The sequence below is a fragment of the Cryobacterium sp. TS_SC_7 genome, from assembly GCF_056156285.1.
In genome coordinates, this window is sequence record NZ_CM149589.1 from 1,879,444 (window position 1) to 1,894,147 (window position 14,704).

Genomic DNA, 14,704 nt, shown 5'->3' on the forward strand with positions numbered 1-14,704 from the left:
TGGTGCGTCCTAGGAAAGTTCCAGGGCCACGTTGTCGATCAGCCGGGTGTGACCGACCAGCGCGGCGACCAGCATGCGAGCCGGGCCGTGATGCAGGGCCCGGACCGGAAGGAAGGTCCGGGGGTCGACGACAACGAGATAGTCCAGTTTAACCAGCGGTTCGGCGTCGATCCGCGCGTGAGCGACCTGCAGCGCGACCTCGGCTCCCTGACCGGCGACGGAGGCCGCGTCCGCAAGCCCCGCGGACAGCGCCCGGGCGGCGGCGCGCTGGTCAGGTTCGAGAGCGCGATTGCGGCTGGACAGGGCGAGTCCGCCGTCTTCGCGCACGATCGGGACGACCTCGATGCGGGTTCGGAAGTCGAGGTCAGCCAGCATCCGTTCGACCAGGAACACCTGCTGCGCGTCTTTCTGGCCGAAGACGGCCACGTCGGGACCGACGATGTTGAACAGCTTCGCGACGACCGTCAGCATGCCGTCGAAGTGCCCGGGGCGCGCGGCTCCCTCGAAGAGGCTCCCGACGGTGCCGGCGGTCACCCGGGTGGAGGCGTCACCGTCGGGATACATCACCTGGCTGGTCGGGGCGAAAACGAACGGAACGCCCTCGGCGGCCAGGGCGGCGACGTCGGCATCGAGGGTACGCGGATAGGTGCCGAGGTCTTCTCCCGCGCCGAACTGCAGCGGGTTGACGAAAATCGACACCACCACGATCTCGCCCAGGCTGCGGGCCCGACGCACCAGGGTCAGGTGTCCGGCGTGCAGCGCCCCCATGGTCGGGACCAGCACGATGCGGGGTGTGCCGCCCGCGTCGTCGCCGCGCCCGGCACGCTCGCTCTCGATGCGACTCTGCGCGTCGATCAGGCGGCTCCGCAGTTCCTCGATGGTGCCGATGACTTCTGGTTTGGTGAGCACGTTCACTCGTCCTCCGGTGTGTTGCGGTTGTGTCATTCGTCGAAATCGTCCTGGTCGCGCGGCTCGCGGGTGTCGAGCGGGTCGAGCGCGTCGAGCTGCGAGAGGTCGAGGCGGTCGGGACTGGTGCGGGCCAGCGCGTTCTCCATGGCGGAGCGCATCAGTGGCGCGATCACCGCTCCCGGATGCTCGATACCGATGCCCGCCAGCAGTCCCGTGGCCTGCTCCACGATCGACGTGGAGAACGCCGTGGCGGTCTCCACGGCTTCGGCGTAGCCGGCCCGGTCGGCCTCCGCGACGATCACGGGCTCACCGCCCATCTCCACGACGAGAGCCTGCCCGATCGGCAGCACCGGTGTTGGCGCCGTCACCGCGAAGTAGCTGTCGGCGAGGCGGGCCAGGTCGATGCTGGTGCCCGTGAAACTCATGGCCGGGTGGATGGCCAGCGGGATCGCGCCGCCGGCCTGTGCCGGTGCGAGCACCGCCGTGCCGTATCGAGCCGAGGTGTGCAGCACGAGCTGCCCGGCCTGCCAGGTTCCGGTGGCTGCGAGCCCGCTCACGAGGCTCTCGAGCTGCGCGTCAGGAACAGCGATGATGACCAGCTCGCTGCGCTCGACGATCTCGGGAACGGTGAGGATGGGCACCTGAGGCAGGATCGCCTCGGCCCGGTCACGGCTGGACTGCGAGATGGCGGAGATCCCGACGATCGCGTGGCCGGCACCTGCGAGGGCGGCACCGAGGATGGGACCGACCCGGCCGGCACCGATGATGCCGATTCCGAGACGTCCGGGGCGCTGCGTCATTCCGTCACTCCGTCAGGTTGGTTCCAGTGGTGGCTTGTGTCCGCCCGGGCCGACGAGATGGCCCCGGACGAGATCCGGTCGAAGAGCACCGGGGCCTCGGCGGCGTCCACCACCCCGAGGTCAGCGGAGACCGGCCCGGCGACGGTGTGCAGCCGGGCGGAGGCGAGGCGGAGCATCCGGGTCAGTGGGCCCTGCGAGATGGCGACACTCTGCAACCGGGCCAGCGGCACCAGCACCAGCTCGCGCGAGATCACTCCGCGGCGAAGCAGGGCGATGCCGTTCGAGACGGTGTAGCCGGTGCGGCGCCACGAGAACGGATGCAGCCAGGCCGCCCGGCGCGGCGCGTTCGTGAAGCCGTCGATGCCGCCCTTCGAGCGGAGGCCCCGTTCGATCAGGGCCTGCTGTTCCTCCGAGTCGAATCCGGGCAGGATCAGCTCGAGCACCCGGGCGACGTCGGCGAGCGTGCCCACCGGGAGGATGGTGGTGTTGGCTTCGCCGGCGGCACCCTTGGTGCTGGAGTGGCCGGCCGTGTTGATGCGCACCTGCCACCAGCCGGACGGACGCCACAGGAGCGGCTGCGAGACGCCGATCGCGTGGATCCGGCCCGGAGGCAGGGTTTCATTGCTCGTGGTGAGCAGACCGAAGCCCACCCGCACCCCATCGGGCGTGCCCGCGATGCTGTACCGCAGCGACTTGGTCACACGGGTGAAGTAGAAACTGACGCTGGCGATCAGGGTGGGGATGAAGGCCACGAGCAACCAGTCGCTGACGCCGGCGATCACACTGACGATCATCGCGATTCCGGCGAGCACGACGAAGACCGTGAACCCACTGAGAATGACGGATCCGATCAGCCGGCCGGGCGGAATGCGCACCACCGATTCCGGCGGGGCAGCGTCAGGGTCCAGCTCGGGCGCGAAGAAATCCCGCGCCCGGTCGGCGACGGCGGTTGCCGGAGAGAAGGAGGCCCCGGCGGCGGGTGCGAGCACGAGACCGTTCGGGGCCAGGGCTGCGTCCGGGGTCAGGGCGCCGTCCGGGTCGGTCGCAGCGGTCGGGGGCGTCGGTGCCGGCTGCCGCAGTCCGGATGCCAGGCGAAGGATGTCGCGGCGCAGTTGGTCGGCCAGGGACGATCCGAGGTAGGCCAGTTGCACGTTGGCATCCTGGCCGGCCACGCTGACCTCGAGCTTGGCGGCGCCGAACAGGCGTGGGATGAGCGGGCGCACGATGTTCACACCCTGGATGCGGTCGACCCGGGCCCGGCGGTTGCTGCGGAACAGCATCCCGCTGCGCACCTCCACAACCTCCGCGGTGACCCGGAAGGTGTGCATGCGCCAGGAGAGGTAGAACACGGCAAGGATCAGCAGGAGCACGACGGCGACGGCGAGCAGCGCCCAGCCGACGGCGCCGCGCTCGAGGATCTCGTCGACCGGGTCCCCGCCGTAACGCGGCACCCCGAAAAACACCTCGACGAACCGCTCGCGCAGGTTGGTGATGATGAAGCCGAGCACCGCGACGATGAAGATCCCGCCGCGCAACAGGGGGCTGGCCGGGTGCAGCCGATGCCATTCCCCGTCGGCGAGCGTGGTCACAGTCCGGCCCGACGGCTCTCGGCCAGCTCTACCAGCCGGTCGCGCAGGCTCTCCGCGTCGGCTTCGGCGAGTCCGGGGATGAGTACACCGGACGAGGCCGCGGCGGTCACGAATTTGAGGTCGGCCAGCCCCAGCCACCGCGCGATCGGACCGCGCGTGATGTCGACCAGCTGCATGCGGCCGTAGGGAACGGACACGAACCGGGTGAACATGATGCCGCGGCGGAAGAGCAGGTCGTCCTGCCGCAGCTGGTAACCGATGGCCCGTACCCGGCGGGGTTCGAAGGCGACCGTGGCGGCGGTGATCACGACGATCGCCCCCATCACGTAGAGAGCCCACTGCACGTCGGCCAGCAGCCACAGCGCGGCGGCGGCACCGGTGAGCACCAGCCCGAAGACGATCGTGCCGACGGTTTCGACCACGACGTAACGCGGCGAGACGCGCTTCCATTCGCCCACGTTGGAAAGGTCCAGTCGCTCGGCGGTGTCAGGCACGCACTTCTCCCTGCTCTTCATCGTCGTCATCCGGGGGCAGCGTGCAGAAATGCTCGGCCACCAGCCCCAGTGTCAGCAGGATCGCGGCACCCACCGCCGTCCCGAGTGCAGGCCATAACGATGTTACCGCCGGTGTGACCGACCGGGTCAGGATGTAGAGCACGATCCCGAGCCCGCCGCCCAGCACGAGCGCGCCGCTGAGCGCCGACGCCTTCGCCAGCAGCGCCACCCGCATGGCCAGGAACGGGTTGACGTGCCTCCGTGCGGTGCCGCGGGTGGCCTGACGGATCGGCCGGGCCAGCAGCAGCACGCCGACGCCGATGGCGACCAGGGCGATCGGCAGGGTGACCGGCGGCAGGATCATCGCCGAGCCGCCGGCGACAGCGGTCACTTCAAGCAGGAAGCCGATGACCAGACCGAGCAGGCCCAGCGCGATCACGGGGGTCGGCTGCGTGCGTTTCACCGACTGCCGCCCAGAGTCAGCGCAACCGGGTGCGGCGACACCGTGCTGCCGATCGCCGCGAGCAGCGCGCGCACGGTGCCTCGGCCCGGCAGCACGGCCTCCGGGTCGAGGTCCAGCCAGGGCGCGAGCACGAAGTCGCGCTCGAAGGCCCTCGGATGCGGCACGTCGAGGCGGGCATCGTGCAGTTCGAGCCCGCCGAACACCACGATGTCGATGTCGAGCGTGCGGTCGCCCCAGCGCTCGGCGCGCACCCGGCCGTGCTCGTTCTCGATGGCGTTCACCGCAGCGAGCAGGGTGTGCGGGTCGCCGGTGTACCGGATGCCCACCACCAGGTTCAGATACCGGGGCGCGTCGTCGTCGACGCCGCCGAGCTTCACCGCGGCGGACTCGTAGACCGGGGAGACCCCGGTCAGTTCCAGCCCGGGTACCTGCTCCAGCGCGGTGATCGCCGCGGCCAGGATGACCAGGCGGTCGCCGAGGTTGCTGCCGAGGGCGAGCACCGCCGGCTGAGGGGTCGGGCTGGTCATGCGCGCGTCCGCACGATCTGCACCGCGACATCCGTGAACGGCACGGAGATCGGCGCCTGCGGCTTGTGCACGGTCACCTGCACCTTCTCGGCCGCGTCGTGCGCGAGCACCACGGCGGCGATGCGCTCGGCCACGGTTTCGATCAGGTCGACCGGGTTGTGCCGGGCGGCATCCGTCACCTCGACGGCGAGCTCGCCGTAGTGGATGGTCTGGGCGACGTCATCGCTCGCGGCGGCGCGCTGCAGGTCGAGCCAGACCGTGACGTCGATCACGAAGTCCTGACCGTTCTCCCGCTCGAAGTCGTAGACGCCGTGATGGGCGTTGACGCGCAGGCCGGTGAGCGTGATCGAGTCGCTTCTCATGGTCCCATTCTGGCGGAGTCCGCCAACGCCAGCACGTTGAGGGCCGTGCGCGTCGCCGCTACGTCGTGCACGCGCACCGCCCAGGCGCCGGCCTGGGCGGCCAGCACGCTGACCACGGCACTGGGCAGGTCACGGTCGGCGAGCGGCGCGTCGGTCGGAAGCGCCTCAGCGAGGAACCGCTTGCGGGAGGCCCCCACCATGACCGGCAGCCCGAGGTCCGTGAATGCCGCCAGGTGGGCCAGCAGGGCCCAATTGTGCTCGGGCAGCTTGGAGAAGCCGAGCCCCGGATCGAGCACGATTCGTTCCCGCGGCAGTCCGGCCGCCGCGAGCGCGTCAACCCGCGCGGACAGCTCGTCCCGCACCTCGGCGACGACGTCGCCGTAGACGGCGAGGTCGTCCATCTCCTTCGCGTGCGCACGCCAGTGCATGGCCACGTAGGTCAGCCCGCTCCGGGCGGCGACGGATGCCATCAGAGGGTCGGCCAGACCACCGGAGACGTCGTTGATGATGCGGGCCCCGGCGGCGGCGGCGGCGGCCGCCGTGCTCGCGTTGAGGGTGTCGACACTGATCGTGAGGCCCTGCCGGGCGAGCTCGGTGATCACCGGGATCACCCGGGACGCCTCCTCGGCGGGTGCGACCCGGCCGGCGCCCGGGCGCGTGGACTCCCCGCCCACGTCGATCAGATCCGCGCCCTGGGCGTACAGGTCGAGGGCGTGGCCGATGGCGGCATCCGTGGACGCCCACTTGCCGCCGTCGCTGAAGGAATCCGGGGTGACGTTGAGCACCCCCATGATCAGGGTCTGCGGCCGCTTCACCGGCCGGAGCCGATCAGGGCCATGATCTCGGCGCGCATGAGCGGCTCCGAGAGGGTGCCTCGGCTGGCCACGGTCACGGTGGAGCTGCCGGTCTGGCGCGGCCCGCGGGCGGTCACGCAACCGTGAACGGCATCCAGCACGACCAGAACCCCGAGCGGTTGAAGACCGGTCTGCAGCGCCTCGGCGATCTCCTCGGTCAGTCGTTCCTGCAGCTGTGGCCGGGCGGCGACGGTGTCGACGACGGCCGGAAGCTTGCCGAGGCCCACGACCCGCTCGCCCGGCACGTAGGCCAGATGGGCGACGCCGAGGAAGGGCAGCAGGTGGTGTTCGCAGACGGAGCGGAAGGCGACGTCGCGCAGCAGCACCAGCTCGCCCGTGTGCGGGCCCACCGGGATGGTGTCGCGCAGGTGGTCGACGGGGTCGACGTGCACCCCGGCGAAGAATTCGGCGTAGGCCTCGGCCACCCGGCGTCCCGTGCCCTTGAGACCCGGACGGGCGGGATCCTCGCCGATCGCGGCGAGGATCTCGGCGACCGCGGCTTCGATCCGCGGCCTGTCAACTGCCACCCCGTGCCCTGCCCTACGCGGTGGCGGGACGAGGAGTGCGCGCCGGCGCGTGGGTCGGCGCGCTCGCCGGTGCCCCGGCGGAGTCGCCGTCGGCCACTCCGCTCTCGATCGACGGCTTGGGGGCCGGCATTGCGATGGGCGGCAGGTCGGAGACCGGACGCTTGTCGCTGGACAGCCACTGCGGCCGCACGGGCAGCTTGACGACCCTCGTGAACAGTTCGGCCAGCGCGTGCTGGTCGAGCGTCTCGTGCTCGAGGAGGGCGGCGGCGAGTTCGTCGAGAATGCCCCGGTTCGCATTCAGCACCTGGTAGGCCTCATCGTGCGCGTCTTCGAGCAACTGGCGCACCTCGGCGTCGACGCTCTCGGCGACCCGCTCGGAGTAGTCGCGCTGGTGGCCCATGTCACGGCCGAGGAAGACCTCGCCGGAACCCTGGCCGAGCTTGAGCGGGCCGACGGCCGAACTCATGCCGAATTCGGTGACCATCTTGCGAGCCGTGGACGTGGCCTTCTCGATGTCGTTCGAGGCGCCGGTGGTGGGGTCGTGGAAAATGATCTCCTCCGCCACCCGGCCGCCCATGGCATAGGCGAGTTGGTCGAGCAGCTCGTTGCGGGTGACCGAGTAACGGTCCTCGACAGGCATGACCATCGTGTACCCGAGGGCGCGGCCACGCGGAAGGATCGTGATCTTGGTCACCGGGTCGGTGTTGCGCATCGCGGTCGCCACGAGCGCGTGCCCACCCTCGTGGTAGGCGGTGATGAGCTTTTCCTTGTCACGCATGACGCGGCTTCGGCGCTGCGGTCCGGCCATCACCCGATCGACAGCCTCGTCGAGTGCGCGGTTGTCGATCAGCTGCGCGTTGGAGCGTGCGGTGAGCAGGGCGGCCTCGTTGAGCACGTTGGCCAGGTCGGCTCCGGTGAAGCCCGGCGTCTTGCGCGCCAGAACCTCGAGGTCGACGCCGGCGGCCATGGGCTTGCCCTTGGAGTGCACCTCGAGGATGCGCTTGCGGCCGAGCATATCGGGAGCGTCCACGCCGATCTGGCGGTCAAAGCGACCCGGGCGCAGCAGCGCCGGGTCGAGGATGTCGGGACGGTTGGTGGCTGCGATCAGGATCACGTTGGCCTTGACGTCGAAGCCGTCCATCTCGACCAGCAGCTGGTTGAGGGTCTGCTCGCGTTCGTCATGCCCACCGCCCATGCCGGCGCCACGGTGACGGCCGACGGCATCGATCTCATCGATGAAGATGATGGCCGGGGCGTTTTCCTTGGCCTGCTGGAACAGGTCGCGCACGCGGCTCGCGCCCACACCCACGAACATTTCAACGAAGTCGGAACCCGAGATGGCGTAGAAGGGCACATTGGCCTCGCCGGCCACGGCACGGGCGAGGAGCGTCTTTCCGGTTCCGGGAGGGCCGTACAGCAGCACACCCTTCGGGATGCGCGCGCCGACAGCCTGGAACTTCGCCGGTTCCTTGAGGAAGTCCTTGATCTCCTCGAGCTCCTCGATGGCCTCGTCGGAGCCCGCGACATCCGCGAATGTCACCTGGGGGCTTTCCTTGGAGACCAGCTTGGCCTTGGATTTGCCGAACTGCATGACCTTGTTGCCGCCGCCCTGCATGCCGGCCAGCATGAACCAGAAGAACGCGCCGATCAGAAGGAGCGGCAGCAGGATGCCGAGGAGCGACAGGAACCAGCTCGACTGCGGCACCTCGTCGGTGAAGCCGTCCTTCGGGCTCGCGTTGGTGACGGCCGTGATGACCTCTTCGCCACGCGGTGCGACGTAGAAGAACTGCACCTGCTTGCCGAGTTCTTCATCCGCCTTGATCAACGTGAGGTCGACGCGTTGCTCGCCGTCGACGATCTTGGCCTCGGAGACCTTGCCGTCCTTGAGGAACTCGAGCCCCTGTTGGGTGGGAATCTCTTTGAATCCCGACATGGTTATGAGACTCGACCCTACCCACACGGCCACAATGGCCAGGAGAATGTAGAGGAGCGGTCCGCGCAGTAGTTTCTTGACCTTCATCGTGGTGACAGGTTATCGTGACGCCGCTGCAGGAAGACCGTGTGTTCGCCCAAAGCGCTACGAAGGTCAGCTGTAAATGTGCGGGGCGAGTACGCCGACCGAGCGCAGGTTGCGGTAGCGCTCGTCGAAGTCGAGGCCGTAGCCGACCACGAACTGGTTCGGGATGTCGAAACCGAGGTACTTCACGTCGATGTCGACGCGCGCGGCATCCGGCTTGCGGAGCAGGGCGCAGATTTCAACGGATTCCGGCCCGCGCGACTTCAGGTTCGACAGGAGCCAGGAGAGGGTCAGGCCGGAATCGATGATGTCCTCGACGATGAGCACGTTGCGGCCGTGCAGGTCGGTGTCGAGGTCCTTCAGGATGCGCACGACACCACTGGACTGCGTGCCGGAGCCGTAGGAGCTGACCGCCATCCAGTCCATCGTGATCGGGTGCACGAGCTCTCGCGCCAGATCGGCCATGACCATGACCGCGCCCTTGAGCACGCCCACCAGGAGCAGGTCCTTGCCGGCGTAGTCTGCCTCGATCAGGCGGCACAGCTCGGCGAGCCGGGTGCGGATCTGCTCCTCCTCGATCAGAATCTCGGTGAGGTCGCCTTCAATGTCGCGGGGTTCCATGGGAGCGGGAGGGTCCTTTGCTCGGGGCAGGTCCGGGCGCGGTGAAAATCAACCAGCCGTCCTGCCGTACAACTCTAACGCCTGGCAGGTCGAGCGGCTTCTGCCCGTGCCAGTCGCTGACCAGTCGCAGCACCGCGAGCGTGTGCACCCGTTCCAGGGTCACCCCGAACTCGCGCTCGAGCGCGAACCGAACGATCCGTTGACGCACCGCGGGCGGTTTCCCCGCGAGCCGGTTCGCTTCCAACCGGATACCGGGTCCCGCAGGTTCGCCCCGGTGATCATGGAGGTGCTCGGTGAGCTGCTCACTCAGGTCTCGGGCCAGGTCGTCGAGGGCGCTCGAGTCCTCCCGCAGCTGCGCGGCCGTGCGCACGAGCGCGTCGGCGACGCCCGGGCCGAGCTCCCGCTCGAGCACGGGCAGCACGGTCTGGCGCACCCGCACCCGGGCGAATCGCGGGTCGTCGTTGTGCGGGTCCTGCCACGGGTGCAGGCCGGCGTCGACGCAGAACTGCCGGGTCTGGGAGCGACGGATGCCCAGCAACGGCCGCAGGATCGGCCCCCCGGCCGGCGACATGCCCTGCAGGCTCGTGGGCCCCGATCCTCGGGCGAGGCCGAGCAGCACGGTCTCGGCCTGGTCGTCAAGGGTGTGACCGAGCAGGATGTGGCTCGCGCCGGTTTCGCTCTGCGCCCGGTCGAAGGCGGCATAGCGGGCGGTGCGGGCGGAGGCCTCCGGACCGCCGGCATCCGTGCCGTGCTCAACCGTGACGCGCAGCACCAGCACCGGGTCGAGGCCGAGCTCGGCCGCTTGCCGGGCCGCCTCGGCCGCGACCCGCGCCGAGCCGTCCTGCAGCGCGTGGTCGACGATGACCGCCCCGGCACGGAGCCCGGCGCGCGGCGCCTCGAAAGCCGTGGCGGCAGCCAGGGCGAGCGAGTCCGCTCCCCCACTGAGACCGACGAGTACCAGCACGCCCGGCTGCACGCCGGGCGTGAGCGGTCCTGCCCCGGGCAGCAGGGAACGCACGTGCCGGCGCACATCGGCAATGGCCGGGGTTAGCCTCGGGCGGCGTGGGGACTCCATCCAGTAACGTTATCCGCAGACTGTGAACAAGGGAGAGACCAGGCCATGGCCGCATACGACGCAGTAATTGAAATCCCTCGCGGGAGCCGCAACAAGTACGAAGTCGATCACGAGACCGGGCGGGTGTACCTGGACCGGGTGCTCTACACGAGTTTCGTATACCCGACCGACTACGGCTTCTTCGAGAACACCCTCGGGCTCGACGGTGATCCCGTCGACGTGCTCGTCCTGATCGAATTCCCGCTGTTCCCCGGTGTCGGCCTGTCGGTCCGCCCGGTCGGCGTGTTCAACATGACGGATGACGGCGGCTCAGACGCCAAGGTCATCGCCGTTCCCGCGGGCGACCCGCGCTGGGACTACATCCAGGACGTCACCGACATCCCGGAGTACACCCGCAAGGAGATCGAGCACTTCTTCGAGCACTACAAAGACCTCGAACCCGGCAAGTGGGTCAAGACCGAGGGCTGGGGCGACGTCGCTGAGGCCGACCAGATCGTGCGTGACGGCATCACGAAACTGGCGGAGGAGGGCCACTAGGCTCTCTCACCCCCCGGTCCGGCGATCCACATCCCCGGGCCGTGAGAAAAGCCCCTTCCCGGAGTCCGGGAAGGGGCTTTTCTCACGGTTCGGCGACCGATTTCGCAGACCGAGGTCAGCCGGAGGGGCGACCCACGTAGGGCGCAACGTCTCCGGCAGACCAGATGCTGTGGATGCGCACGGGCGCGGACGGGTTCGGGGCCTCGAGGATCTTGCCGCCGCCCACGTAGAGCGCCACGTGGTAGTAGTCGCCGCCGCCACCCCAGAAGACGAGGTCGCCACGCTGCGCCTGGCTGAAAGGCACCAGCCGACCCTGGTTGGCCATGGTGCGGTACTGGTTGGTGGCCGAATGCGACCCGATGTAGATGCCCGCCGCCGCGTAGGCGGCCTTGGTCAGCCCGGAACAGTCCCACTGGTTCGGCCCGGAGCCGCCCAGCACATACCGATCGCCGAGCTGCTGGGTGGCGAACGACAGGGCCGTGTCGACCGCACTGGCGCTCGGTGCAGCAGGTGCAGCCGGCGCCCGAGGGGCGGGCGCAGCGGGAGCTGCAGGGGCGGGGGCCGCGGCTGCCGGTGCTGCCGGGGCCGGCGCCGCGGGAGCGGGTGCCGGGGCTGCGGGTGCCGGGGCTGCGGGTGCCGGGGCTGCGGGCGCCGGGGCTGCGGGCGCGGCCGGTTGCGCGGGCCGGGGGGCAGGCTTGCCGGGCGCCGCCTGGCCGCCGGCCGGCTTTCCGGCCGCTACCGCCTTCGCGTCTGCTGCCGCCTGCTTGTCGGCCGCCGCCTGCGCACGGGCGAGGGCCAGAGTCGCCGCTTCGGCAGCCTGTCCGGCCTGATAGGCCCGCTCCGCCTCGACGGTCGTGTCTTTGAGCAGGGCGAGCTGCTCGAACAGCTCGGTGGAGCGCTGCCGCTCGGTCTCGTAGGCCGCCTCAGCGGCCTGGGCGGCCACATTCGCCGCCTCATACTTGGTCAGGGACTCCGCGCTGAGCCGGGTGCGCTCGTCGGCAGCGGATGCCGCCTGCTCGCCGAGCGACTCGGCAGTGTTCTTGTCCTGCAGCGCCTCGCGGTAGATCGTGTCGGACTGCTCGCTCAGCTTGCTCGCGGTTCCGAGCTGCTCCAGCAGCTCGTCAGCGTTGTCGCCATCGAGGAACAAAGTCAGCGACAGATCCTGGGATCCGGCCTTCGCCAGGTGCGCGGCGATCAGGCCGGCCCGCATCTTCGAAACCGCAGCGCGGGCATCCGCTGCCGCAGCCTTCTCGGTCAGGCTCGCCTCGCGGGTTGTTGCCGCGTCGAGGTCATCCAGGGCGACCCGGTAGGTCTCCGCGGCGATCAGGGAGGCTTTGGTGGACGCGGCCGCCGAGGTCTGCAGGCCGACGAGCAGCTTGGTGATCGATTCGATCTCGGCCTGCTTGGTGGCCTCGCTGAGCTTGGCCTTCTGCACGTCGTCCCAGCTGGGGTAGCCGGGTTCGGCGAACGCCGCGGGGGCAACGGCGCCGACGGATGCCGCAACCGCCCCGAGCGCGACCGCGGCGAACAGCCGGGACGGTTTTTTGCGCCAGCCCCGTCGCTCGGTGCGCTGCTGTTCAGCGTGCTGTTCAGCGTGCTGAGGCTCGGTGCCCGTGGGCCCGGTGGCCTTAGCCAAGAGCCGCACCGCGATCCGCCATGAACGGAGCCGGGTTGATCTGGCTGCCGTTGGTGCGCACCTCGAAGTGCAGGTGACAGCCGCTGGCCGCCCCGGTCTCACCGGAACTGGCGATGTTCTGCCCCGCGGACACGCTCTGGCCGTTGGAGACGTAGATGCCGCCCGGCCGGATGTGAGCGTAGCCGGTGGAGACGCCGTTGGCGTGCTGGATCAGGACGAAGTTGCCGTAGGTGCCGTAGGTGCCCGCATAGATGACGGTCCCGCTGCTGGCCGCGTAGAGTCCGGCGCCGCAGCCGGTACCCAGGTCGGTGCCGCTGTGGAAGCCCTTGCTGCAGCCGCTGTTGCCGCAGATCACGGCCCGCGGTCCGTAGCCGTCGGTGATGCGCCCGCTGGCCGGTACTGCCCAGCCACCGCCGCCGACGGAACCGCCGCCGCCGGAGCTGCTCGAGCCTCCGCCGCCGCCGCCACCGCCGCCACTCGACTGGGCTGCTGCTGCAGCCGCCGCAGCAGCGGCAGCCCGTGCGTTTGCGGCGGCACGCTCCGCGCGCACCCGCTCGGCTTCGATCGCGGCCAGGCGGGCCCGTTCGGCCACACCCGCCTCGTAGCCGGCCGTCGTGGTGGCCTGGGCGTCCTGCATGAACCTGAGCTGGGCGTCGAGTTCGACGCTTTTCTCCTCGGACTCGGTCAGGGCGGCGGCGGCGGCCTGCGCGGCAGCCTGCGCGGCGGCGAGGGCGTCCTCGGCGGCGACGCGCAGCTTCTCGCGCTCGGTCCGGGCGACCTTGGCCTGGTCGCCGAGCGACTTGGCCACGTTCGTGGCTGTCTGAGCCTGCTCGTACACGCTGCTGCTTCGCTCGACGAGCTTGCTCATGCTGCCCAGCTTCGACAGCAGCGCATCGGCGTTCTCGCCGCTGGCCTCACCGTCGAGGAAGAGATTGACGCTGAGGTCGGTCCCGCCGGTGCGGTACAGCTGCGCGGCGAGCTGACCGGCCTGGCGGGTCGCGGTCTCGGCGACGATGGTGCTGGCCGTGGCCTGCGCCTCCAGGTCATCGGCGCGGCGGCTCGCCTCGTCGAATTTCTCCTGGGCGCTCTGCAACTCCGCTCCGCGGGCCTCGGATTCCGCCTGGGTCTGCGCGACCTGAGTCTGCAGATTGGCGATCAGATCCTGGATCGCGCTGACCTGCTCGGACGCGGCGGCCGTGTTCGACTTGGCGTTCTGCAGGTCTTCCCAGGACGGGTAGTCGATCGCCTGGGCTGGGCCGGCCGGGCCCACCAGGGCGACGAAGAGGGAGAGCGCGGCGACGAAACCGGTCGCCGTGCTGACGCGGTGACGACGGATGCGCGGGTCTCGCGTGGTGCCATCGTCGTCCTGCCGAGTTCGTGCTTCGCGGCCGAATCGAACTGCCGTGCGCTTCATTACTCCCCGATCGGGTTCATTTCACACATCCGCTACTGCGGAAAGAACGGTTCACAATAACAACATGAGGGCAAAATTGCCCCCCTCGAATCTAGCCGCACGTCAAGCAAAACCCCGGGAATTCACAGGCTCGGCGGTTTCGACACCCCCGGGCGGCACATATTCCGATGTCGATTTGGGAATGTCAGCAGGTTCACCGTATGCTTATGCGTCGGAAGCCATGCGGTTTATGGCGTCTTGGCCCCATCGTTTAGCGGCCTAGGACGGCGCCCTTTCACGGCGTTAACACGGGTTCGAATCCCGTTGGGGCTACGCATCCTGAAGGTCTGGGATGTGCAAGAATAAACAAGTACGAAATCGCAACACGGATTCACAGCATCATGATCACCGCAAAAGATTCATAGCATTACCACTCAGAATGAAGACCTGAAGAGTTTTTCAGTTCTCATCACGAGGCCCTGTAGCGCAGTTGGTTAGCGCGCCGCCCTGTCACGGCGGAGGTCGCCGGTTCAAGTCCGGTCAGGGTCGCACAGGCAACAAGCCCTTTCGAAAGAGAGGGTTTTTTTCCTTGGAGCGGCTTCTCGAAGCTTCTTCTGGCCCTGTAGCTCAGTTGGTAGAGCGTTCGACTGAAAATCGAAAGGTCACCGGATCGACGCCGGTCGGGGCCACTGAAGGTCATTCCCAGGCTTCTACTGGGGTGGCCTTCTTTTTTTGCCTGTTTCGGCATCCGATGGCCCGCTCCCCCGGGCCACGCCCCTCCGCAAGTTCGCTCAGCTCCGTCCCCACTTTGGGGCGCTAGCGACTCCGGCGGGAACCACGGTAGGTTCCGTTTTGTCACACGCTGAGAAAACGTCAGATCACCATTGACGCCCGGGCAAC

15 protein-coding genes and 3 tRNA genes are annotated in these 14,704 nt (G+C 69.0%); 4 read left to right on the forward strand and 14 right to left on the reverse strand.

All coding sequences use genetic code 11. The features are described from left to right. Positions 1-9: 9 nt before the first annotated feature. The 12 genes from panC to tilS form a co-directional block, all read right to left on the reverse strand. Entirely contained in the window at positions 10-945 is a 936-nt protein-coding gene (gene panC, locus AC0J5J_RS08705) for a pantoate--beta-alanine ligase (RefSeq protein ID WP_474897560.1), read from the reverse strand. Then, on the reverse strand, positions 942-1,709 hold the full coding sequence (locus tag AC0J5J_RS08710) for a Rossmann-like and DUF2520 domain-containing protein (RefSeq protein WP_134422727.1): 768 nt from the start codon (positions 1,707-1,709) through the stop codon (positions 942-944). Before AC0J5J_RS08710 ends, panC begins: the two co-directional genes overlap by 4 nt. Next, the gene (locus AC0J5J_RS08715; protein ID WP_134422725.1) at positions 1,706-3,298 is read right to left on the reverse strand and encodes a PH domain-containing protein; all 1,593 of its coding nucleotides are present in this window, start codon (positions 3,296-3,298) and stop codon (positions 1,706-1,708) included. Before AC0J5J_RS08715 ends, AC0J5J_RS08710 begins: the two co-directional genes overlap by 4 nt. After that, complete coding sequence (locus AC0J5J_RS08720; protein ID WP_474897562.1) at positions 3,295-3,792, reverse strand: PH domain-containing protein; 498 nt, start codon at positions 3,790-3,792, stop codon at positions 3,295-3,297. Before AC0J5J_RS08720 ends, AC0J5J_RS08715 begins: the two co-directional genes overlap by 4 nt. Continuing rightward, on the reverse strand, positions 3,785-4,255 hold the full coding sequence (locus AC0J5J_RS08725) for a DUF3180 domain-containing protein (protein ID WP_474897563.1): 471 nt from the start codon (positions 4,253-4,255) through the stop codon (positions 3,785-3,787). The genes AC0J5J_RS08720 and AC0J5J_RS08725 overlap by 8 nt, the downstream gene beginning before the upstream one ends. Next, positions 4,252-4,782 (reverse strand): 2-amino-4-hydroxy-6-hydroxymethyldihydropteridine diphosphokinase, encoded by a 531-nt coding sequence (gene folK, locus AC0J5J_RS08730; RefSeq protein ID WP_474897565.1) that lies wholly within the window; start codon positions 4,780-4,782, stop codon positions 4,252-4,254. The genes AC0J5J_RS08725 and folK overlap by 4 nt, the downstream gene beginning before the upstream one ends. Continuing rightward, entirely contained in the window at positions 4,779-5,144 is a 366-nt protein-coding gene (gene folB / locus AC0J5J_RS08735) for a dihydroneopterin aldolase (protein WP_134422717.1), read from the reverse strand. Before folB ends, folK begins: the two co-directional genes overlap by 4 nt. Next, complete coding sequence (gene folP, locus AC0J5J_RS08740) at positions 5,141-5,935, reverse strand: dihydropteroate synthase (protein WP_474900206.1); 795 nt, start codon at positions 5,933-5,935, stop codon at positions 5,141-5,143. The genes folB and folP overlap by 4 nt, the downstream gene beginning before the upstream one ends. A gap of 20 nt (positions 5,936-5,955) precedes the next feature. After that, the gene (gene folE, locus AC0J5J_RS08745; RefSeq protein ID WP_474897567.1) at positions 5,956-6,525 is read right to left on the reverse strand and encodes a GTP cyclohydrolase I; all 570 of its coding nucleotides are present in this window, start codon (positions 6,523-6,525) and stop codon (positions 5,956-5,958) included. A 13-nt stretch (positions 6,526-6,538) separates the two neighbouring features. Next, positions 6,539-8,545: an ATP-dependent zinc metalloprotease FtsH gene (gene ftsH / locus AC0J5J_RS08750; protein WP_474897568.1), complete on the reverse strand. Its 2,007-nt coding sequence runs from the start codon at positions 8,543-8,545 to the stop codon at positions 6,539-6,541. A 66-nt stretch (positions 8,546-8,611) separates the two neighbouring features. Next, positions 8,612-9,163 (reverse strand): hypoxanthine phosphoribosyltransferase, encoded by a 552-nt coding sequence (gene hpt, locus AC0J5J_RS08755; protein WP_104169606.1) that lies wholly within the window; start codon positions 9,161-9,163, stop codon positions 8,612-8,614. Beyond that, positions 9,144-10,238: a tRNA lysidine(34) synthetase TilS gene (gene tilS / locus AC0J5J_RS08760; RefSeq protein WP_474897570.1), complete on the reverse strand. Its 1,095-nt coding sequence runs from the start codon at positions 10,236-10,238 to the stop codon at positions 9,144-9,146. Before tilS ends, hpt begins: the two co-directional genes overlap by 20 nt. 45 nt (positions 10,239-10,283) lie before the next feature. Here tilS and AC0J5J_RS08765 point away from each other — a divergent pair, with 45 nt between their 5' ends. Beyond that, positions 10,284-10,775 (forward strand): inorganic diphosphatase, encoded by a 492-nt coding sequence (locus tag AC0J5J_RS08765; RefSeq protein WP_474897572.1) that lies wholly within the window; start codon positions 10,284-10,286, stop codon positions 10,773-10,775. 115 nt (positions 10,776-10,890) lie between these two features. Here AC0J5J_RS08765 and AC0J5J_RS08770 read toward each other — a convergent pair whose 3' ends face one another. Together AC0J5J_RS08770 and AC0J5J_RS08775 are read right to left on the reverse strand one after the other, a co-directional pair. Continuing rightward, complete coding sequence (locus AC0J5J_RS08770) at positions 10,891-12,411, reverse strand: C40 family peptidase (RefSeq protein WP_474897574.1); 1,521 nt, start codon at positions 12,409-12,411, stop codon at positions 10,891-10,893. Beyond that, positions 12,404-13,825, reverse strand: a complete 1,422-nt coding sequence (locus AC0J5J_RS08775; RefSeq protein WP_474897576.1) for a peptidoglycan DD-metalloendopeptidase family protein — start codon at positions 13,823-13,825, stop codon at positions 12,404-12,406. Before AC0J5J_RS08775 ends, AC0J5J_RS08770 begins: the two co-directional genes overlap by 8 nt. A 239-nt stretch (positions 13,826-14,064) precedes the next feature. Between AC0J5J_RS08775 and AC0J5J_RS08780 the strand changes: the two genes are divergently transcribed. From AC0J5J_RS08780 to AC0J5J_RS08790, 3 genes are all read left to right on the forward strand, one after another. Beyond that, positions 14,065-14,137 (forward strand) — tRNA-Glu (locus tag AC0J5J_RS08780). Positions 14,138-14,279: 142 nt separating this feature from the next. Continuing rightward, positions 14,280-14,353, forward strand: a tRNA-Asp gene (locus AC0J5J_RS08785). Positions 14,354-14,420: 67 nt separating this feature from the next. Beyond that, positions 14,421-14,493: transfer RNA gene (locus AC0J5J_RS08790), tRNA-Phe, on the forward strand. Positions 14,494-14,704 lie beyond the last annotated feature (211 nt).